Consider the following 19146-nt stretch of genomic DNA (forward strand, 5'->3'; position numbering starts at 1 on the left):
CCCCTACCCGCCCTTCCGCCGTTCCCCGGGCTCCGCCCAGACCCGCGCCTCAAACGCCGGCGGGGCTGGAATTGCCGCTGCGCGGCAACCCAGCCCCGCCGGTGCCCGCTACGCGGCCAGGTGGGCCTGGACCTCCGCCGCGGCGGTGTCGCCGTAGGCCTTCGTGAAGCGCTCCATGAAGTGGGCGCGGGCCAGGGTGTACTCCTGCGTGCCCAGGGTCTCGATGACGAGCGTCGCCAGCATGCAGCCGACCTGCGCGGCACGCTCCAGGCCGACGCCCCAGCCCAGACCCGTCAGGAAGCCCGCGCGGAACGCGTCGCCGACGCCCGTGGGGTCGACCTTCGCGGTCTCCTCCGGGCAGCCCACGACGATCGGCTCGTGGCCGACCCGCTCGATCCGGACGCCGTTCGAACCGAGCGTGGTGACGCGCGTGCCGACCTTGGCCAGGATCTCCGCGTCGGTCCAGCCGGACTTCGACTCGATGAGGCCCTTCTCGTACTCGTTCGAGAAGAGGTACGTCGCGCCCTCCATCAGGGTGCGGATGTTCTCGCCGTCCATGCGGGCGATCTGCTGCGAGAAGTCCGCGGCGAACGGGATGCCCCGCGTGCGGCACTCCTCGGTGTGGCGCAGCATCGCCTCGGGGTCGTCGGCGCCGATCAGGACGAGGTCCAGGCCGCCGACCCGGTCCGCGACCGCCTTCAGCTCGATCAGACGGGCCTCGCTCATCGCGCCCGTGTAGAAGGAGCCGATCTGGTTGTGGTCGGCGTCCGTGGTGCAGACGAAGCGCGCGGTGTGCAGCACCTCGGAGATGCGCACGGACTGGGTGTCGACGCCGTGCCGGTCCAGCCAGGCGCGGTACTCGTCGAAGTCGTAGCCGGCCGCGCCGACGAGGATCGGGCGGGTGCCGAGCTGCCCCATGCCGAAGCAGATGTTCGGGCCGACGCCGCCCCGCCGTACGTCGAGGTTGTCGACGAGGAAGGAGAGGGAGACCGTGTGCAGCTGGTCCGCGACCAGCTGGTCGGCGAAGCGGCCGGGGAAGGTCATGAGGTGGTCGGTGGCGATGGAGCCGGTGACTGCGATGCGCACGGCGTGGATGCTCCTGCGGAGGGCGGCGAGGGGACATTCAAAACTACCCGGTCGTCGGGCCTGCGGCCGACCGGCAGAAACTACCCCGTAGTAGGTCTTTCTTCGCCCGCCGTGCCGTGCTTACCGTGCCCCATGACCTACACCGATGGCTTCGGGTACGCCGATCCCGCCGACGCGCGCCCCGGTTTCTCCCGGCTGCTGGGCGACTGCGCCCGGATGGCCCCGCACTGGCAGGTCCCCGCGGAACCCCGTCAGGACCGCGTGGCTCCCTCGCAGATCCACGGAATCCGCGTCCCGGCGGCCTCGGCCCGCCTGATCGCCTCCACGGCCGCCTACGGCGACTAGGCCGTCTCCGGTTCCCGCGGAACCGGATCCGCGTCTGTTCCGTCACACCCGCATCACCCACTGCGGGACGGGCAAAGGAGCGATGCGGTGACCAGCGAACAACCCGGCACATCCGGCACACCCGACACATCACGGGCCACACCACGACGGCCGTCCTGGGTCGTCGGCTCGATCGCCGCGGCGGTCCTGCTCGCCGGCGGCGGCACGGCGTACCTGGCTTCGACCGCGCACGGTGAGAACCGTACGGGTGACAGCGCGGCCTCCGCGCCCCGCGTCGCGCCGACCCCGCCCGGGCCCGGCATCGCGCCCGGTGAGCCCGACCCCTCCGGCGGCGGGGTCACGTACACGGCCGACGTCAAACTGCCCGACGGTCCGGGGACCGCGCCCGCCTTCGCCGCGCGCGGTGAGGTGACCTCCGCCGACGTGGCCCGGCTCGCCGCCGCCCTCGGCCTCTCCGGCGCGCCCCGGCTCTCCGGCGAGCTCTGGCAGGTCGGGGAGAGCGCGGACGGCTCCGGGCCCCTGCTCACGGTCAACCGCAAGGCTCCGGGGACCTGGAACTTCTCCCGGTTCCAGGTGGGCGGCACCGGGGACGACTGTCAGCGGGGGAAGGACACCTGCGGGCCGGCCACGCTCCCCCAGGACGGCGCCGCGAACGCCTCCGGCGGGGGCGACGCCGCGGGCAAGCCGGTCTCCGAGGAGGCCGCCAAGGCCGCCGCCGCGCCCGTACTGGCCGCCGTCGGCCAGAGCACGGCCAAGCTCGACGCCCGGCTCCTCCAGGGCTCCGTACGCGTGGTGAGCGCCGACCCGGTGATCGGCGGACTGCCCACGCAGGGCTGGTCCACGCGGATCGGCGTCGGCGCGGACTCCAAGGTGGTCTCGGGCAGCGGGGAGCTGACGGCTCCGGTACGGGCCGCCGACCAGCCGGTGATCGGCGCCGTCGACGCGCTGGCCCGGCTGAACGACAAGGCCAAGGGGGCCTCCGACGACCGCCCCGACCCCAGCGGCTGCGCCACGAGCGTTCCGCTGACCCCGGACCCCCCGGTCGGCGCCACGGACACGCTGCCGTGCAACCCGGAGCCCCGGCCGATGAAGCCGCCGCGGACGGAGTCGGTACGCGGAGCCGAGCTCGGGCTGGTTCCGGGCACGGTCGAGGGGGCCAGGGGCCTGGTCCCGGCCTGGCTGTTCACGGTGGCGGGCAAGGACGGTTCCGCGGGCCGCACGGTGGCCCAGCCCGCGGCCCTGTCCGAGGAGCCCCCGGCGTCGGCGGCGCCGCCCGCGAAGGGACGGACCGTGCCGGGATTCTCGTACGCGGAGGCCGACCGGACGCTGACGGTGAACTTCTGGGGCGGGGTGTGCAGCACGTACGCCCTGGAGGTCCGGGAGCAGCCGGAGTCGGTGACGACGAAGATCACGGACACCCCGAACAAGCCGGGGCAGGCCTGCATCATGATCGCGCAGGAGATGACGGTGACGGCCAAGCTCCAGCAGCCGCTCGGCGACCGGAAGGTGATCGACGCCACGACGGGCAAGCCGCTCGCCCGGCAGTAGCAGGCGGCCCGCACGGGGCCGCGTACGCGAAGAGGGGCCCGCCACCGGACGTCCGGTGGCGGGCCCCTCTCGTGGCCCTGCAGGCTCAGCTGGAGGTGCCGGGCTTAGCTGAAGGAGTCACCGCAGGCGCAGGAGCCCGTGGCGTTCGGGTTGTCGATCGTGAAGCCCTGCTTCTCGATGGTGTCGACGAAGTCGATCGACGCACCGTGCAGGTACGGGGAGCTCATCCGGTCGGTGACGACCTTGACGCCGTCGAAGTCCTTCACGACGTCGCCGTCGAGGGAGCGCTCGTCGAAGAAGAGCTGGTAGCGCAGGCCGGAGCAACCGCCGGGCTGGACGGCCACGCGCAGGGCCAGGTCTTCACGGCCTTCCTGCTCCAGCAGGGTCCTGACCTTCTCGGCGGCGGCGTCGGACAGGAGGATGCCGTCGCTCACAGTGGTCTTTTCGTCCTGTACGGACATCTGCATTCACTCCCGAAGTGGGCGGCTCCCCGCGAGGCGCGGGGAAACGTCGGACTCTTGCCGTCGGTGGCAACGAGCGGGACCGCGGATTCATTCCGGGACCCGACGCTTGTTTCAGAAATTCCATGCTCGCACACCGCCGCGCGGAGGTGACCCCTATCGCGGGCGGGCGGCCCCTGTCCCCGGCGGGCGAATTCGTCACATCGACACTATCGGCATCGTCAAAGTGACGTGAAGCGGTTATGATAGATAACGTCAAATAGACGAGAAGTCGAAGCGCAGTCGAAGCGATGGCTTCAGAAGTCCCTTGTCGCAGAACAGAAAGGGTGCGTGTCGTGACCACCGCCCAGCCTTTGGACGTCCAGCCGACGCCCCTTGCCTTGCTGCTGCTCGGCCGCGAAGCCGACCCCAAGAGCGAGCGCGGGGTGGAGTGCCCCGGCGACCTGCCTTCGCCGTCCGACCCGAACCTGGTGGAGCGCGCCCGCGCCGCCAAGGAGAAGCTCGGGGACAAGGTCTTCATCCTCGGCCACCACTACCAGCGTGACGAGGTCATCGAGTTCGCCGACGTCACCGGCGACTCCTTCAAGCTCGCCAAGGACGCGGCCGCCAAGCCGGAGGCCGAGTACATCGTCTTCTGCGGCGTCCACTTCATGGCCGAGTCCGCGGACATCCTCACCTCGGACGACCAGAAGGTCGTCCTGCCCGACCTCGCGGCCGGCTGCTCGATGGCCGACATGGCCACCGCCGAGCAGGTCGCGGAGTGCTGGGACGTGCTGACCGAGGCCGGCATCGCCGGTACGACGGTCCCCGTCTCGTACATGAACTCCTCGGCCGACATCAAGGCCTTCACCGGCAAGCACGGCGGCACGATCTGCACGTCGTCCAACGCCAAGAAGGCCCTGGAGTGGGCCTTCGAGCAGGGCGAGAAGGTGCTCTTCCTCCCGGACCAGCACCTGGGCCGCAACACCGCGGTGCGCGACATGGGCATGTCCCTGGACGACTGCGTGCTCTACAACCCGCACAAGCCGAACGGCGGCCTGACCGTCGAGGAGCTGCGGGGCGCCAAGATGATCCTGTGGCGCGGGCACTGCTCGGTGCACGGCCGTTTCTCGGTCGACTCGGTCAACGACGTGCGCGCCCGCATCCCCGGCGTGAACGTGCTGGTCCACCCCGAGTGCAAGCACGAGGTCGTCGCGGCCGCGGACTACGTCGGATCGACGGAGTACATCATCAAGGCGCTGGAGGCGGCCCCGGCCGGCTCCAAGTGGGCCATCGGCACCGAGCTGAACCTCGTACGCCGCCTGGCGAACCGTTTCGCCGCGGAGGACAAGGAAGTCGTCTTCCTCGACAAGACGGTCTGCTTCTGCTCGACCATGAACCGCATCGACCTCCCCCACCTGGTGTGGACCCTGGAGTCCCTGGCCGAGGGCAACCTCGTCAACCAGATCCAGGTCGACAAGGAGACCGAGAGCTTCGCGAAGCTCGCCCTGGAGCGGATGCTCGCGCTTCCGTAGCCTCCCCGGCCTCACCGGCCTCCCCCGTGACGACCGAAGGGCCGCCCCTCCTGCGAGGGGCGGCCCTTCGGCTTGTGCGGGTACGTCGTGACCCGGTGCGGCGTCAGACCGTGACCGGGCTCTCGTCCTCCGAGGAGGCCGAGGGAGACGGGACCACGGTCAGGCGGGCCCTCTTCTTCGCGCGCCGGCGCTCCTTGCGGAGCTCCAGCATCGTGTAGAGCGTCGGCACCAGGAGGAGCGTCAGCAGGGTCGAGCTGATCAGGCCGCCGATGACGACCACCGCGAGCGGCTGCGAGATGAAGCCGCCCTCGCCCGTGACGCCGAGCGCCATCGGGAGCAGCGCGAAGATCGTCGCCAGTGCCGTCATCAGGATCGGCCGCAGGCGGTGGCGGCCGCCCTCGACGACCGCCTCGACCACGCCGTAGCCCTGGGCCCGGTACTGGTTGACCAGGTCGATCAGGACGATCGCGTTGGTCACCACGATGCCGATGAGCATCAGCATGCCGATCAGCGCCGGGACGCCCAGCGGGGTGCCGGTGACCAGGAGCAGGCCGAGCGCGCCGGTCGCCGCGAACGGGATGGAGACCAGCAGGATCAGCGGCTGGACCAGCGAGCGGAACGTCGCGACCAGCAGCATGAAGACGATCGCGATGGCCGCGAGCATGGCCAGGCCCAGCGAGGAGAAGGCCTCGCTCTGGTCCTGCCCGACGCCGCCGATGGTGGCCGTGGCGCCCGCGGGCAGGTCCAGGGCCTTGATCTTCGACTGGAGGGCGGAGCTGACGGCGCCGGTGTTGTCGCCGACCGGCTTCGCGGAGATGGTGGCGGCGCGGGCGCCGTCGATCCGGGTCATCGCGACCGGGCCCGGGACCTCCTTGACCTCGGCGATGTCACCGAGCCTGACCGGGCCGACGGGCAGCGCCTGCAGCTGGGCCAGGGTGGCGGTCGGCTGCGCCGACCTGATGACGATGTTCCGCTCGGTGTTGTCCAGTACGGCCTTGCCCACCGGGTTGCCGCGGACGGCCTGGCCGACGACGGCGCCGAGCGCGGCCTGGTTCAGGCCGAACTCCGCCGCCTTCGGGGTCGCGGTGACCGAGATCCGGGGCACGGACTGGGACAGGTCGCTCTGGACGTCGGTGACGTCGTCGAGCTCGGCCACCTCGGCACGGACCTGCTCCGCGGCCTGGGCCAGGACGGCTCCGTCACCGGCCTTGACGACGACGCTGAGGTTCTGGCTGCCGAAGCCGTCGCCCGCCGCGATGGTGGTGTCGCCGATGCCGTCGAGGCCCTTCAGGGCGGTCTCGATGCGCTTCTTGGTGGCGTCGGCCTCGTCGGCGCTCTTGAGCGTGACGGTGTACGAGGCCTGGTTGGAGCCGGTACCGCCGCCGAAGGCCGCCATGAAGCCGGAGGAGCCGACGGTGACCTGGTAGTCCTTGACGCCCTCGGTGTCCGCCAGGACCTTCTCCACCTTGCGGCTCGCCTCGTCGGAGGCGGCCAGCGAAGTGCCGGGCGGCAGCTGCTGCTTGATGTTCAGGACGGTCTGCTCGCCCTGGTCGAAGAAGTTGGTCTTGAGCAGCGGGGTCATGCCCAGCGTCGCGACGAAGACCACGACCGCGATCACGAGGGTGGTGACCCGGCGGCGGGTGACCAGGCCCAGCGCGCGTACGTAGAACTGCTGGAGCCTGCTGCGCGACTCCTTCTCCTCGGCCTCGCGGCGCGCCCGCTCGATGCTCTCGGCGTCTCCCGCGCTCACGCCCTTGGGCGCCCGCAGGAACCAGTACGACAGGACCGGCACGACCGTCAGGGAGACGATCAGCGAGGCCAGCAGGGCTGCGGTGACGGTGATGGAGAACGGGCCGAAGAACTCGCCGACCATGCCGCCGACGAAGGCGATCGGCAGGAAGACGGCGACGGTGGTGAGCGTGGAGGAGGTGACCGCGCCGGCCACCTCCTTGACCGCGGTGATGATCGCGCTCTCGCGCTCCTCGCCGTAGCCGAGGTGGCGTTTGATGTTCTCCAGGACCACGATCGAGTCGTCGACGACCCGGCCGATGGCGATGGTGAGCGCGCCCAGCGTCAGCATGTTGAGGGACAGGTCGCGGGTCCACAGCACGATCAGCGCGAGGACGACGGACAGCGGGATGGAGACCGCGGTGACCAGCGTCGAGCGCAGCGAGCCGAGGAAGACCAGGATCACGATCACGGCGAAGAGCAGGCCGAGCATGCCCTCGGTGGTCAGGCCCGAGATGGACTTGGCGACGGGCGGGCCCTGGTCGCTGACCACGGTCAGGTCGGCGCCGGAGCCGAGGGTGGAGCGGAGCTCGGGCAGCTTGTCCTTGACCGCGTCCGAGATGGCGACGGCGCTGCCGTCCTTGTCCATGGTCAGGACCAGGGCGAGGCTGGGCTTGCCGTTGGTGCGGGTGATGGAGTCGGCCCTGGCCGGCTCCTGCTTCACGCTCGCCACGTCGCCGAGGCGGACGGCCGGCTTGCCCGGTCCGGCGGTGAGGCGCAGGTCCTCCAGCTGGGCGAGCGAGGTGTAGCCGGAACCGACGCGCACGGTGCGGTTCTTGCCCGCCTCGTCGAAGGAGCCGGCGGGCACGGTGGCGCCGCCCGCCTGGAGGCCCTGGGCCAGGGACGCGCCGTCGAGGCCGACGGCGGCGAGCTTGGCGTTGTCCGGGGTGACGGTGACCTGGAGGTCCTGGACACCGTTGACGGTGACCTGGCCGACGCCCGCGATGTCCTCGAGGACGGGGACCACGGACTTGTTCAGCTGGTCGGCGAGCGCCTGCTGGTCCTTGTCGGAGGTGACGGCGAGGACCACGGTCGGCATGTCGTCGGTGGAACCGGCGATCACCTGCGGGTCCACCTCGGAGGGCAGCCGTACGCGGGCCCGGTTGACGGCCTGCTGCACGTCGGCGACGAGCTGCTTGGTGCCGGTGTCCCCGTAGTCGAAGGTCGCCATGATGACGGCGTTGCCCTCGCTGGCGGTGGAGGTGATGCCGGTGATGCCGTCGACGCCCTTGAGCATGGCTTCGATCGGTTCGACGACCTGCTTCTCCACCACGTCGGGCGAGGCGCCCTGGTAGGGCGCGAGCACGGACACCATCGGCAGGTCGATGGAGGGCAGCAGCTGCTGCTTGAGCTGCGGGATGGCTATGGCGCCGAAGAGGAGCGCGACGATCGACACGAGGCCGATCAGCGCCCTTTGGGCCAGGCTGAAGCGGGACAGCCGGAACATGGGTATGGGGATCTCTCTGCAGTGACGTGGGTGACGTCTACGAAGTCATGCCGTCGGGCACACGCGAGGGCACCTCAGCCTGGCGTGCGCGCGGGCACCGCTGCGTCGGCCCCAGGTCCCGTCCTTGTCCGGCGCATACCGCGTCCGCAGTAGGCGGACGTACTCCGTAACTGGGCCGCGCTACTCCGCCCGGGGCCGGACCAGTCCCGATTCGTACGCGATGACCACCAATTGGGCACGGTCGCGGGCGCCCAGCTTGGCCATGGCCCGGTTCACGTGCGTCTTGACGGTGAGCGGGCTGACCTCCAGCCGGCCGGCGATCTCGTCGTTGGACAGGCCCGCCGCGACGAGGACGAGGACCTCGCGCTCGCGGCCGGTCAGCGCGGCCAGCCGCTGCGCGTGCGCGGCTCCGGTGGCGAGCGTGCCGTCGGCGCCGCCGCCCTGGGCGAGGAAGGTGGCGATGAGCCCCTTGGTGGCGGCCGGGGAGAGCAGCGCGTCGCCGGCGGCCGCGACGCGGATGGCGTTGAGCAGCTCCTCGGGCTCGGCACCCTTGCCGAGGAAGCCGGAGGCGCCCGCCCGCAGGGCCGCCACGACGTACTCGTCGACCTCGAAGGTCGTCAGCATCACCACGCGCACGTCGGCCAGTTCGGGATCGGCGCTGATCAGGCGGGTGGCGGCGAGCCCGTCGGTGCCGGGCATCCGGATGTCCATGAGCACGACGTCGGGCCGGACCCCGCGCGCCAGCTCGAAGGCCTGCGCCCCGTCGGAGGCCTCCCCCACGACCAGCATGTCGGGCTCGGAGTCGACGAGCACCTTGAACGCGCTGCGCAGCAGCGCCTGGTCGTCGGCGAGGAGGACTCTGATGGGCGCCGGGTCCGGGGTCTGTTTCACGCCCCGACCCTACGTCGTCCCCGCTGCGGGGCCGAGGGCCGTCCCGGGTCAGCCCAGTGCGAGCACCAGCAGGGCCGTGGTCGCCGAGATCTCGGCCAGCGCGCCGAACACGTCGCCGGTGACCCCGTCGAAGCGGCGCACGCAGCGGCGCAGCAGCAGTTCGGCCGCCAGCAGGCCCGCGAGGACCGCCGCCGCGTACTGGCCGGCGTACGGCAGGCCCAGCGGGAGCCCGGCGGCGGCGGCCAGCACCACGGTGACCGCGGCGATCGCGGCGGCCGCGGGGCGCGGAACCGTGCCGGCGACGGCCGCGCCGAGCCCGCCGGGCCGGGCCGGCGGAACTCCGTCGCGGGAGGCGAGGGTCATGGCGAGCCGGGCCGTGACGGCGGCGACCACGGTGGCCAGGGCGCCGCGGATCCAGCTGTCGGCGTAGGCGTTCGACACGGCCGCGACCTGGACCAGCAGGACGATCACCAGCGCCACGACCCCGAAGGGGCCGATGTCGGACTGCTTCATGATGCGCAGGGCGGCCTCGGCCGGTTTGGCGCTGCCCAGTCCGTCGACGGTGTCGGCGAGGCCGTCCAGGTGCAGGGCGCGGGTCAGGGCCGCCGGCACGGCGACGCTGACGGCCGCGGCCAGCAGCGGGCCGCCGCCGCACAGCAGCAGGAGCACCCCGGGCACGGCCGCGAGGAGGCCCACGACGAGCCCGGCGAGCGGGGCGCAGGCCATGCCGGTCCGGGCGGCGGGGCGGTCCCACCGGGTGATGCGCGCGGGGAGCACGGTGAGGGTGCCGAAGACGAAGCGCACCCCGTCGAGCAGGGAGGCCCGGTCCGCGGGCGGTGCGGGAGGGGGCGTGGGGGACGGGCCATCGTACGAATCTGTCATCGACGCGAACGCTACCTGCTCGCCCCGGACGGTAAGTTACCCATTACGGGACAGATCGGGAGCTGCCAAACAGAGAGTCTGCGGCATGGGTCACTGGTGGTATCGGAACATCGTCGAGCCAGGGAAGCTGCCCCTGCTCCTCGCCCTGGTCTCCTTCGTCATGTCCTTCCTGATCACCCGCGTGATCACGCGGATGATCCGGGCGGGGCGCGGACCGTTCAAGAACGTCACCCCGGGCGGGCTGCACATCCACCACGTCGTACCGGGCGTGATCCTCGTGATCATCGGTGGGTTCGGGGCGATCGGCAGCAGCCGGCACAGTTTCGGGGCCGGCCTGTCGGCCGTGATCTTCGGACTGGGCGCCGGGCTGGTCCTGGACGAGTTCGCACTGATCCTGCACCTGGACGACGTGTACTGGAGCGAGCAGGGCCGCAAGAGCGTGGAGATCGTGGTCCTGACCGCGGCGATCGTCGCGCTGGTCCTGGGCGGGTTCCTGCCGTTCGGGGTCAACGACCTCACCGAGGAGGAGCGGCACAACCGCGGGCTCGTGGTCATGAACACGGCGACCAATTTCTTCCTGGCCCTGATCGCCCTGTGGAAGGGCAAGGCCCGCACCGCGTTCTTCGGGACGGTCATCCCCTTCGTCGCGCTGATCGGCGCGATCCGGCTGGCCCGGCCCGGCTCCCCGTACGCGAAGAAGTTCTACGCGAACCGCCCCAGGGCCCGGGCCAAGGCGGGGCTGCGGGCCTTCCACCACGACCGCCGGTGGGCGGCTCCGCGGCGCAAGTTCGAGAACTTCATCGGCGGCACCCCGGACCCGGAGCAGCGGGCCTCCCGGAACGAGATCCACTGATCGTCCGCCGCCCGCGGACACCGCGAGACGTACGCGAAGGGCCCGCCCCCGAACCGGGGCGGGCCCTTCATCACGTGTACGTCTCGCGGTGTCCGTCAGCCCGGGATCAGGCCGTCGTCGCTGAGCATCGACCTGACCTCGTCCAGGGTCGCGTCCGGCGCGGGCAGGATCAGCTCGGACGGCTCCAGCGCCTCGTCCGGCAGCGGCTCGCCGAGCCGGCGCACGGCGTCGAGCAGCTCGCCCAGCGTGCGCCGGAAGCCCTGCTCGTCACCGCTCTCCATCTCCGCGAGCAGTTCGTCGTCCAGCTTGTTGAGCTCGGTGAAGTGGCTGTCGGCCAGCTTCACCTGACCTTCCCCCATGATGCGGACAATCATGACGGGCCCCGTTCTACTGCTTGTCGAACCGGTGCTGGGTCTGCGACTGCTGGCCGGCGCCCGGGGCGCCGCCCTCGATGGCCTGCTGCTGGGCGGACGGGCCGCCCGCCAGCTCGGCCTTCATGCGCTGGAGCTCCAGCTCCACGTCGGTGCCGCCCGAGAGGCGGTCCAGCTCGGCCTGGATGTCGTCCTTGGAGCCGAGGCCGCTCTGGTCGTCGAGCGCGCCGGAGGCGAGCAGCTCGTCGATCGCGCCGGCGCGGGCCTGCAGCTGGGCCGTCTTGTCCTCGGCCCGCTGGATGGCGAGGCCGACGTCGCTCATCTCCTCGGAGATGCCGGAGAAGGACTCGGCGATCCGGGTCTGCGCCTGGGCCGCCGTGTACGTGGCCTTGATGGTCTCCTTCTTGGTGCGGAAGGCGTCCACCTTGGCCTGGAGCCGCTGGGCGGCCAGCGTCAGCTTCTCCTCCTCGCCCTGCAGGGTCTGGTGCTGCACCTCCAGGTCGCTGACCTGCTGCTGCAGCGAGGCCCGGCGGGACAGGGCCTCGCGGGCCAGGTCCTCGCGGCCGAGGGCCAGCGCCTTGCGGCCCTGGTCCTCCAGCTTGCTGGACTGGCCCTGGAGCTGGTTGAGCTGCAGCTCGAGGCGCTTGCGGGAGGTCGCCACGTCGGCGACGCCACGGCGCACCTTCTGGAGCAGCTCCAGCTGCTTCTGGTACGAGTAGTCGAGGGTCTCGCGCGGGTCCTCGGCCCGGTCAAGGGCCTTGTTCGCCTTCGCGCGGAAGATCATCCCCATACGCTTCATGACACCGCTCATGGGCTTCGCGCGCCCCCTTCTAGACGGACTGTGCTCCAGGTCACCAACAGGACCCACAGTACGGGCCCTGTCTCCATTACCGCACTGTTCGAGTACGGATGCGCTCCTCCTCCAGGACGACTGCTCCGGCGCCGTGTCAGGCGTAAGGAGTAGGTGATCCCGGAGAAGGCCCACACACAGAGGACGCCCGCCGTTGCCGGATCGTTCCCCGCCGGGGTGGGGCACGTGCCCTTGACCACGTACCCTTGGGTTTTGTGTTTGGTAGCCGCTCCTCCAAGGAAGAGAAGGCCGCCGCCACCGACAAGGTGAGCGCCGACCTCTCGCAGCCCCGTGACCCGCAGGCCCCGAAGGGCCGCCCTACGCCGAAGCGTGCTGTGGCCCAGTCGCAGCGCAAGGCCGTGGTGGCCTCGACCGGCAATCGCAAGGAGGATGCCAAGCGAGCCCGTGAGCGCCGTCGCGTGGAGATGGCCAAGCAGCGCGAGGCTCTCGCCAGTGGCGACGAGCGTTACCTGCCCGCCCGCGACAAGGGCCCCGTCCGCCGCTACGTGCGCGACTTCGTGGACTCCCGCTTCTCCGTCGCCGAGATGTTCCTGCCCCTGGCCGTGATCATCCTGGTGCTCAGCATGGTCCGCGTCCCGTCCATCCAGAACATCGCGCTGCTGCTGTGGCTCGGCGTGATCGCGCTGATCATCGTCGACTCCGTCGGCCTGTTCTTCCGCCTGCGCAAGGCCCTGAACCAGCGCTTCCCGGACGAGCCCAAGCGCGGCGCCGTCGCGTACGGCCTCATGCGCACCCTCCAGATGCGCCGGCTCCGTCTGCCGAAGCCGCAGGTCAAGCGCGGGGAACGGCCCTGAGCCGAGGGACGCCCGGAGCGTTCGGCGGGGGCGGATTCGCGGACGGTGCCCGTTTGTGGCTCGAGGGCCTCGGCGGACTGCGCAATGCCGTCCGCCAGGAGCTCGTAGGCCGCCAGGTCGACGAGCAGATCGCGCACCGCTTCCCCGTCGGGCAGCGGCTGCGCGTCCTCGACGTCGGCATGGGCCAGGGCACCCAGGCGCTGCGCCTGGCCCGCGCCGGGCACATCGTGACCGGTCTGGAGCAGGACCCCGGCATGCTGGCCGTCGCCCGTGAGGCGCTGTCCGCCGAGCCCGCCGGGATCCGGGACCGCGTCCGCCTCATGGAGGGCGACGGCCGGGAGACCGGCGCGCACTTCCTGCCGGGCAGCTTCGACGTCGTGCTCTGCCACGGCGTGCTCATGTACCTGCCCGAGCCGGACGCCATGCTCGCCGGGCTCGCCCGGATGCTGGCCCCCGGCGGGCTGCTGTCCCTGCTGGTGCGCAACGGCGACGCGCTCGCCATGCGGCCCGGCCTGGACGGCGACTGGCCGGCCGCGCTGGAGGCCTTCGACACCGTCGGCTACACCAACCGGCTCGGCCTGGACGTGCGCGCCGACCGGCTGTCCGCGCTGACCGCGACCCTGTCGGGCATCGGCGCCCCGCTGCAGACCTGGTACGGCGTACGCGTCTTCACCGACGGCACGGAGGCCGGGGAGGAGCTCCCGCCCGACGCCGAGCTGGAGCGGCTGCTGGCCGCCGAGGACCGCGCCGGGCGGACCGACCCGTACCGCGGGATCGCCGCACTGCTGCACCTGTGCGGCGTGCGGGGCTGAGAACGCCCCCCGAACGCCCCCGAACGCGCAGGAGCCCGGGCCCCGGAAACGGGCCCGGGCTCCTCGCTGCCCGGCTCAGGCGTTCAGCGCCTCGCTCAGGCTCATCGTGTAGAGCTCGGTGCCGTTGTCGTCGGACAGCTTCACCCTCTCGGTACCGCCCTCCAGCAGGTCCTTCCAGTACTCGCCGATCCACGACTCGGCGTCCCCCTGCGTGGTGAACTCCTCCGGCACCACCGACGGGCTCGTCTCACTGCCGTCCGCCGACTCGAACCGCCACGTCCACGCCATGTCCGCCTCCGTTGCTCGTCCGCCACTCGCACGCTTCTCGCCTTGAGTGTGCCCGCAGACTAACCGGGCGCGCAGCAGTCTCGGCGACGCGGGAGGATCATCCTGTGGAACTCACTCTGCTCGGCACCGGCACACCCGAAGGACTGCCCCGCCCCGGCTGTCCCTGCGCCGCCTGCGCGGTCAGCGTCGGCCCCCGGGCGCGCGCCGCGACGTCCGTACTCGTCGACGGGGCGCTGCTGCTCGACCTGACCCCCGGAGCCGTGCTCGCGGGCGCCCGCGCGGGGCACTCGCTGGCCGCCGTACGGCAGGTCCTGCTGACCCATCCGCACGACGGCCCGGCCGTCGAGCTTCCGCCGGGGCTGCCGGCCGCGGGGCGGGTGCCGGACGGGCGGGAGCTCGCGGTGATCTCCGGGCACCGGGTGCGGGCGGTGCCGATGGACGCGCCGGGCACCGGGTACGAGGTGACCGGGCCGGACGGCGGCCGGGTGCTGTACTTGCCGCCGGGCGGCGCTCCCGCCGGTACCAACGGCACGAGCGCGCGGCGCCCGTACGACGTGGTCCTCGCGGACGTGCTCGGCCGGCCGGAGGCCATGGCCCGGCTGCGGGCGAGCGGTGCGGTGGGCCCGTCCACGGACGTGATCGCCGTCCACCTGGACCACGACGCCCCGCCGGGCCCGGAGCTGGAGCGCCGCTGCGCCGCCGCGGGAGCGCGGGCGGTGCCGGACGGGACGACGGTGACGGCCGGGGAGTACCGCCCGGCGCCGGCCGTGCCGCGCCGGACGCTGGTCCTGGGCGGGGCCCGGTCCGGGAAGTCGTACGAGGCGGAGCGGCGGCTGACCGGCTTCCCCGAGGTCGTCTACGTGGCCACGGGCGGTACCCGGGACGGCGACGCGGAGTGGGCCGCGCGGGTCGGACTGCACCGGGAGCGTCGGCCGTCCTCCTGGCGGACGGTGGAGACCTGCGAGCTGGTGCCGCTGCTGGAGGAAGAAGGGCCGCCGCTGCTGATCGACTGCCTGTCGCTGTGGCTGACGGACGCGATGGACCGGGCGGGCGCCTGGGACGACGCGGTCTGGGCGGAGCACGGCGCCAAGGAGCTCCGGGAACGGACCTCCGCGCTGGTGGCCGCCGTCCGCGCGACCCGCCGTCCCGTGGTGCTCGTCAGCAACGAGGTCGGCTCGGGGGTGGTCCCCGCGACCGCCTCGGGGCGGCGGTTCCGAGACGAGCTGGGCCGGCTGAACGCCGAGGTCGCGGGCGAGTGCGAGCACGTACTGCTGGCGGTGGCGGGCCAGGTGACGGTCCTGAAGGAATAGCCCCCGCGGCACGGGCCGTTCCGGAGCCCCCAGGCCGTTCGGGCCCGCTGGGGCTCGGCTGTACTCTCTGGCAGATGACCACGCTGAATCTCGACGACTTCTCCGATCTGATCGAGCGCCCCGACGGGGGCGTGCGGCGTGATGCCGAGGAACGCCGTGAGCGGCTGGCCGTGCCGGTCGGTGCGCTGGGGCGGCTTGACGAGCTCGCCGAGTGGCTGGCCGCCGCGCAGGGGCGGGTGCCGGTCGCGCCGATCGAGCGGCCGCGCGTCGTCCTGTTCGCCGCCGACCACGGGATCGCCGCCGAGGGGGTGTCCGTACGGCCCGCCGGCAGCACCCACGAGCTGGTGCGGGCCGTGCTCGACGGGACGAGCCCCGTCGCCGTCCTCGCCGCGCGGTTCGGCGCCTCCGTACGGATCGTCGACGCGGGCCTGGAGTGCGACCCCGCGCTGCTGCCCGAGGAGATCACCCGGCACCGCGTGCGCAGCGGCAGCGGACGCATCGACGTGGAGGACGCGCTGACGGCCGAGGAGGCCGCGGCGGCCCTGCGGCTCGGCATGCGGATCGCGGACGAGGAAGCCGACTCCGGGACCGACCTGGTCGTTCTCGGTGACCTGAGCGTCGGCGGAACCACCGTCGCCGCGACGCTCGTCGCCGCCCTGTGCGGTACGGACGCCTCCGTCGTCACCGGCCGCGGCGGTGTGCCCATCGACGACCTGACCTGGATGCGCAAGTGCGCGGCCATTCGCGACGCGCTGCGACGCGCCCGGCCCGTACTCGGGGATCAGGTGGCCCTGCTCGCGGCCGTCGGCGGCGCGGACGTCGCCGCGATCACCGGATTCCTGCTCCAGTGCGCGGTGCGCCGGACCCCCGTCATCCTCGACGGGGTCGTCTCGGCGGCCTGCGGACTGGTGGCCCAGCGGGCCGCGTTCCGGGCCCCGGACTGGTGGCTGGCCGGACAGGCCAGCGGGGAGCCGGGCCAGGCCAAGGCCCTGGACCGGATGGCGCTCAACCCCGTGCTCGACCACGGCGTCACTGTGGGAGAAGGAACCGGGGCATTGCTGGCTCTTCCCCTCGTCCAGGCGGCCGCCGCACTCGCGGCGGAACTCCCGGAGCGGGCGGACGAGCCGAAGGACTGAGTCACCGGGGCCCGCGGTCCTGACCAGGCCGTGGTCCTCCGGACCGCCGAGCACGGACCGCAACGCCCCATATCATCGCTTTTTATGGGAGAGGTCCGTTTGAGCAGCGCAGAGACCGAGCGGAAGACCGACCGGGGAACCGGTGGGGATCCGAACGGCAACGGCACATCAGGGGGCGGCCGCCAGGAGAAGGTCCAGGGGCCCGGCCAGGGGAACGGCACCGGCAACGACCGGGAACGCGGCCGGGGAAGCGCGCGATCGCGCCGCAGCGCCGCGTTCGTGGTGTGGTACCTGCGCGCCGTCACCTTCGTCAACTTCCTCAGCGCGGTGTGGTTCTCGCTCGGCCAGGACCTGCGCCGGCACAGCACCGCCGATTTCTACACCCCGTACCTGCTCACGGCGGGCTTCGCCTCCGCGGCCTTCTCGCTGCTGCTCACCGTCACCATGGGCCGCCGCAAGCGGGCCGCCTGGATCCTCAACCTGGTCCTGAGCGGGCTGCTGCTGCTGGCGTTCGTGACGGCGGCCGTCGCCTCCTTCGCCCCGTGCTCGGGAGACACGTACGACTTCTGCTACCCGGAGTTCCGCACCCACGCCCAGAACTGGGTGGCCTTCGCGCTGACCGCGCTCTTCGTCGGCGGCCTGCTGCTGGGCCGCCGGGAGTTCTACGCCAAGGGCGACCGCTCCAACCCGCTGCTGGCCAGCCTCGTCGCCTCCCTCGGCCTGCTGGTGACCTCGCTGGTCGCCGCCCTGCTGGTCGGCGCGACCAACACCGACCCGGACGCCGCCGACGCCACGTTCCTGGCCCGCTGGCGGTACGGGGTGATGCGGCTGATCACCCTGGCGCCCGACGGCAGGGCGTACAACGCGATCACCACCCCCAGCTGGGTGGACGTCACGATCAACGTCATGTCGACGATGCTGCTGCTCGCCGTGCTGTTCGCCGCCTTCCGCTCGCGCCGCGCCGTCGACCCGATCGACGAGGAGGACGAGGAGAAGCTGCGCGCGCTGCTCGCCAAGCACGGCGACCGCGACTCCCTGGGCTACTTCTCGCTGCGCCGCGAGAAGTCCGTCATCTGGTCCCCCACCGGCAAGGCCGCCGTCACCTACCGCGTCGTCGGCGGGGTGTCGCTGGCCTCCGGCGACCCGATCGGCGACCCCGAGGCCTGGCCCGGCGCCATCGACCCCTGGCTGGCCGAGGCCCGCGAACACGGCTGGGTCCCCGCGGTGATGGGCGCGAGCGAGGAAGCCGGGCAGATCTACGCCCGGCACGGACTGGACGCCCTGGAGCTGGGCGACGAGGCGATCGTGGAGACCGCCGAGTTCACCCTGGAGGGCCGCGCCATGCGGACCGTCCGCCAGGCCTACAACCGCGTCAAGCGGGCCGGGTACACCGTCCGCATCCGCCGACACGCCGACATCCCGTTCGACGAGATGGACGTGCTCCTGCTGCGCGCCGACGACTGGCGCGACGGCGCGACCGAGCGCGGCTTCTCCATGGCGCTGGGCCGACTGGGCGATCCCGGCGACGGCCAGTGCGTGATGCTGGAGTGCTTCGACGGGGACGGCGGCCTGCGGGCCGTGCTGTCCTTCGTGCCGTGGGGACCCAAGGGCCTGTCGCTGGATCTGATGCGCCGTGACCGCGATTCCGAGAACGGTCTGATGGAGTTCATGGTCATCGAACTCCTGGAGCGCTCAAAGGAGATCGGCGTCACACAGGTCTCGCTCAACTTCGCGATGTTCCGATCCGTCTTCGAACGTGGGTCGAAGCTCGGCGCCGGTCCGGTGCTGCGCATGTGGCGCTCGCTGCTGAGCTTCTTCTCGCGCTGGTGGCAGATCGAGTCCCTCTACCGGGCCAACGCCAAATACCGGCCGATCTGGGAACCGCGGTTCATGCTCTTCGAGAAGAGTTCGGACCTGCTGCGGATCGGCATCGCGGCGGGCCGGGCCGAGGGGTTCCTGGAAGCCCCCGGCCTGCCGAAGTGGATGCACCGCAGACATCTGGAGAGCAAGCGTTGACGACTGCCTCACTGCGGCGGTTCGCCCGCCGCGAGTGGGGGCCCCTGTACTGGACGATCCGGGACGCGCTCGTCCACGACAAGTGGCGGGCGATCCCGATGACGATCGGCGCGGTCTGTCTGACCTCGGTCTTCCAGATCGTGCAGAACACGTCATGGGGCTTCCAGCCGGTCCAGAACATCGGGTCGGTCAAAGCCGTCGACCCGCTCTGGCTGGCCCTGCTGCGGACCCCCCTGTCCCTGTTCGTGCCCGCCCTGGACCTGCCGGTGTGGGGTGCGCTCGCCCAGATCCTGCTGGTCTTCGGGATCTCGGAGATCTGCATCGGCTGGTGGCGCACCCTGGCCATCGGCTACCTCGCCACCCTGGCCGGGACCACGTACGCGCGGATCGGGCTCTCGCTCGGCGCGGACCACCCCTTCGGGCTGCCGGTCTCGGACCGGATCGTCAACGACACCGGGCCCTCGGCGGCGGTGGTCGGGCTCGCCATCTACGTCTGCTGGCGCTACCGGGCGTACCTGACCGGCACCGTGGTCATCGTGGTGATGATCGGCGAGCTGCTGTTCAAGGACAACCTGGCGGGCAAGGAGCACCTGGCGGCCATCGCCTCGGTGATGGTGCTGTGCTTCGTGCGCGCCAAGTGGGGCCCGGAGCGCTCCCGCACCCCCCTCGGCCTGCGTCCGCCCGCGTCCCCGCCGCGGAGCTCGCACCGGGCATAGGGGTGGGGTGCGGGCAG

Annotated in this window: 18 protein-coding genes; 10 read left to right on the forward strand and 8 right to left on the reverse strand. The window is 71.9% G+C overall.

From position 1 onward, the window contains the following. Positions 1-108 precede the first annotated feature (108 nt). On the reverse strand, positions 109-1086 hold the full coding sequence (locus ACWGDE_RS08290; RefSeq protein ID WP_453388189.1) for a carbohydrate kinase family protein: 978 nt from the start codon (positions 1084-1086) through the stop codon (positions 109-111). 132 nt (positions 1087-1218) lie between these two features. On the opposite strand from ACWGDE_RS08290, the gene ACWGDE_RS08295 reads away from it, so the two are divergent. Next, complete coding sequence (locus ACWGDE_RS08295; RefSeq protein ID WP_453388190.1) at positions 1219-1431, forward strand: hypothetical protein; 213 nt, start codon at positions 1219-1221, stop codon at positions 1429-1431. Positions 1432-1518: 87 nt separating this feature from the next. Beyond that, positions 1519-2979 carry a hypothetical protein gene (locus ACWGDE_RS08300; protein ID WP_453388191.1) on the forward strand — a complete coding sequence of 487 codons (1461 nt, stop codon included), beginning with the start codon at positions 1519-1521 and terminating at the stop codon, positions 2977-2979. 104 nt (positions 2980-3083) lie between these two features. Here the strand turns inward: ACWGDE_RS08300 and erpA are convergent, their stop codons facing one another. After that, the gene (gene erpA / locus ACWGDE_RS08305) at positions 3084-3440 is read right to left on the reverse strand and encodes an iron-sulfur cluster insertion protein ErpA (RefSeq protein WP_214949940.1); all 357 of its coding nucleotides are present in this window, start codon (positions 3438-3440) and stop codon (positions 3084-3086) included. 326 nt (positions 3441-3766) lie between these two features. Here erpA and nadA point away from each other — a divergent pair, with 326 nt between their 5' ends. Next, positions 3767-4954 carry a quinolinate synthase NadA gene (gene nadA, locus ACWGDE_RS08310; RefSeq protein WP_453388192.1) on the forward strand — a complete coding sequence of 396 codons (1188 nt, stop codon included), beginning with the start codon at positions 3767-3769 and terminating at the stop codon, positions 4952-4954. Positions 4955-5057: 103 nt separating this feature from the next. Here nadA and ACWGDE_RS08315 read toward each other — a convergent pair whose 3' ends face one another. From ACWGDE_RS08315 to ACWGDE_RS08325, 3 genes are all read right to left on the reverse strand, one after another. Continuing rightward, on the reverse strand, positions 5058-8189 hold the full coding sequence (locus ACWGDE_RS08315; protein ID WP_453388193.1) for an efflux RND transporter permease subunit: 3132 nt from the start codon (positions 8187-8189) through the stop codon (positions 5058-5060). Between the two features lie 180 nt (positions 8190-8369). Continuing rightward, on the reverse strand, positions 8370-9080 hold the full coding sequence (locus ACWGDE_RS08320; protein ID WP_453388194.1) for a response regulator: 711 nt from the start codon (positions 9078-9080) through the stop codon (positions 8370-8372). A 48-nt stretch (positions 9081-9128) separates the two neighbouring features. Continuing rightward, complete coding sequence (locus tag ACWGDE_RS08325) at positions 9129-9962, reverse strand: adenosylcobinamide-GDP ribazoletransferase (RefSeq protein ID WP_453388195.1); 834 nt, start codon at positions 9960-9962, stop codon at positions 9129-9131. 85 nt (positions 9963-10047) lie between these two features. On the opposite strand from ACWGDE_RS08325, the gene ACWGDE_RS08330 reads away from it, so the two are divergent. Continuing rightward, positions 10048-10815 (forward strand): hypothetical protein, encoded by a 768-nt coding sequence (locus ACWGDE_RS08330; protein WP_453388196.1) that lies wholly within the window; start codon positions 10048-10050, stop codon positions 10813-10815. 95 nt (positions 10816-10910) lie between these two features. On the opposite strand, the gene pspAA is transcribed toward ACWGDE_RS08330, so the two are convergent. Both pspAA and ACWGDE_RS08340 read right to left on the reverse strand, forming a co-directional pair. Next, positions 10911-11189 carry a PspA-associated protein PspAA gene (gene pspAA, locus ACWGDE_RS08335; RefSeq protein ID WP_453388197.1) on the reverse strand — a complete coding sequence of 93 codons (279 nt, stop codon included), beginning with the start codon at positions 11187-11189 and terminating at the stop codon, positions 10911-10913. Positions 11190-11202: 13 nt separating this feature from the next. Continuing rightward, the gene (locus tag ACWGDE_RS08340) at positions 11203-11997 is read right to left on the reverse strand and encodes a PspA/IM30 family protein (RefSeq protein WP_328298268.1); all 795 of its coding nucleotides are present in this window, start codon (positions 11995-11997) and stop codon (positions 11203-11205) included. Between the two features lie 245 nt (positions 11998-12242). Between ACWGDE_RS08340 and ACWGDE_RS08345 the strand changes: the two genes are divergently transcribed. Beyond that, on the forward strand, positions 12243-12851 hold the full coding sequence (locus ACWGDE_RS08345) for a DUF3043 domain-containing protein (RefSeq protein WP_453388198.1): 609 nt from the start codon (positions 12243-12245) through the stop codon (positions 12849-12851). A gap of 53 nt (positions 12852-12904) precedes the next feature. Next, positions 12905-13663: a class I SAM-dependent methyltransferase gene (locus tag ACWGDE_RS08350; RefSeq protein WP_453388199.1), complete on the forward strand. Its 759-nt coding sequence runs from the start codon at positions 12905-12907 to the stop codon at positions 13661-13663. A 75-nt stretch (positions 13664-13738) separates the two neighbouring features. Here ACWGDE_RS08350 and ACWGDE_RS08355 read toward each other — a convergent pair whose 3' ends face one another. Further along, positions 13739-13951: a hypothetical protein gene (locus tag ACWGDE_RS08355; RefSeq protein ID WP_453388200.1), complete on the reverse strand. Its 213-nt coding sequence runs from the start codon at positions 13949-13951 to the stop codon at positions 13739-13741. A 104-nt stretch (positions 13952-14055) separates the two neighbouring features. On the opposite strand from ACWGDE_RS08355, the gene ACWGDE_RS08360 reads away from it, so the two are divergent. The 4 genes from ACWGDE_RS08360 (at position 14056) to ACWGDE_RS08375 (ending at position 19129) form a co-directional block, all read left to right on the forward strand. After that, positions 14056-15261, forward strand: coding sequence for a bifunctional adenosylcobinamide kinase/adenosylcobinamide-phosphate guanylyltransferase (locus tag ACWGDE_RS08360; protein WP_453388201.1), 1206 nt, complete (start codon positions 14056-14058; stop codon positions 15259-15261). A gap of 74 nt (positions 15262-15335) precedes the next feature. Continuing rightward, positions 15336-16397, forward strand: coding sequence for a nicotinate-nucleotide--dimethylbenzimidazole phosphoribosyltransferase (gene cobT / locus ACWGDE_RS08365; protein WP_453388202.1), 1062 nt, complete (start codon positions 15336-15338; stop codon positions 16395-16397). Between the two features lie 99 nt (positions 16398-16496). Next, complete coding sequence (locus ACWGDE_RS08370; RefSeq protein WP_453388203.1) at positions 16497-18413, forward strand: phosphatidylglycerol lysyltransferase domain-containing protein; 1917 nt, start codon at positions 16497-16499, stop codon at positions 18411-18413. Then, positions 18410-19129 (forward strand): hypothetical protein, encoded by a 720-nt coding sequence (locus tag ACWGDE_RS08375; RefSeq protein ID WP_453388204.1) that lies wholly within the window; start codon positions 18410-18412, stop codon positions 19127-19129. The genes ACWGDE_RS08370 and ACWGDE_RS08375 overlap by 4 nt, the downstream gene beginning before the upstream one ends. Positions 19130-19146: the final 17 nt, after the last annotated feature.

This window comes from Streptomyces sp. NPDC054956 (assembly GCF_053609185.1).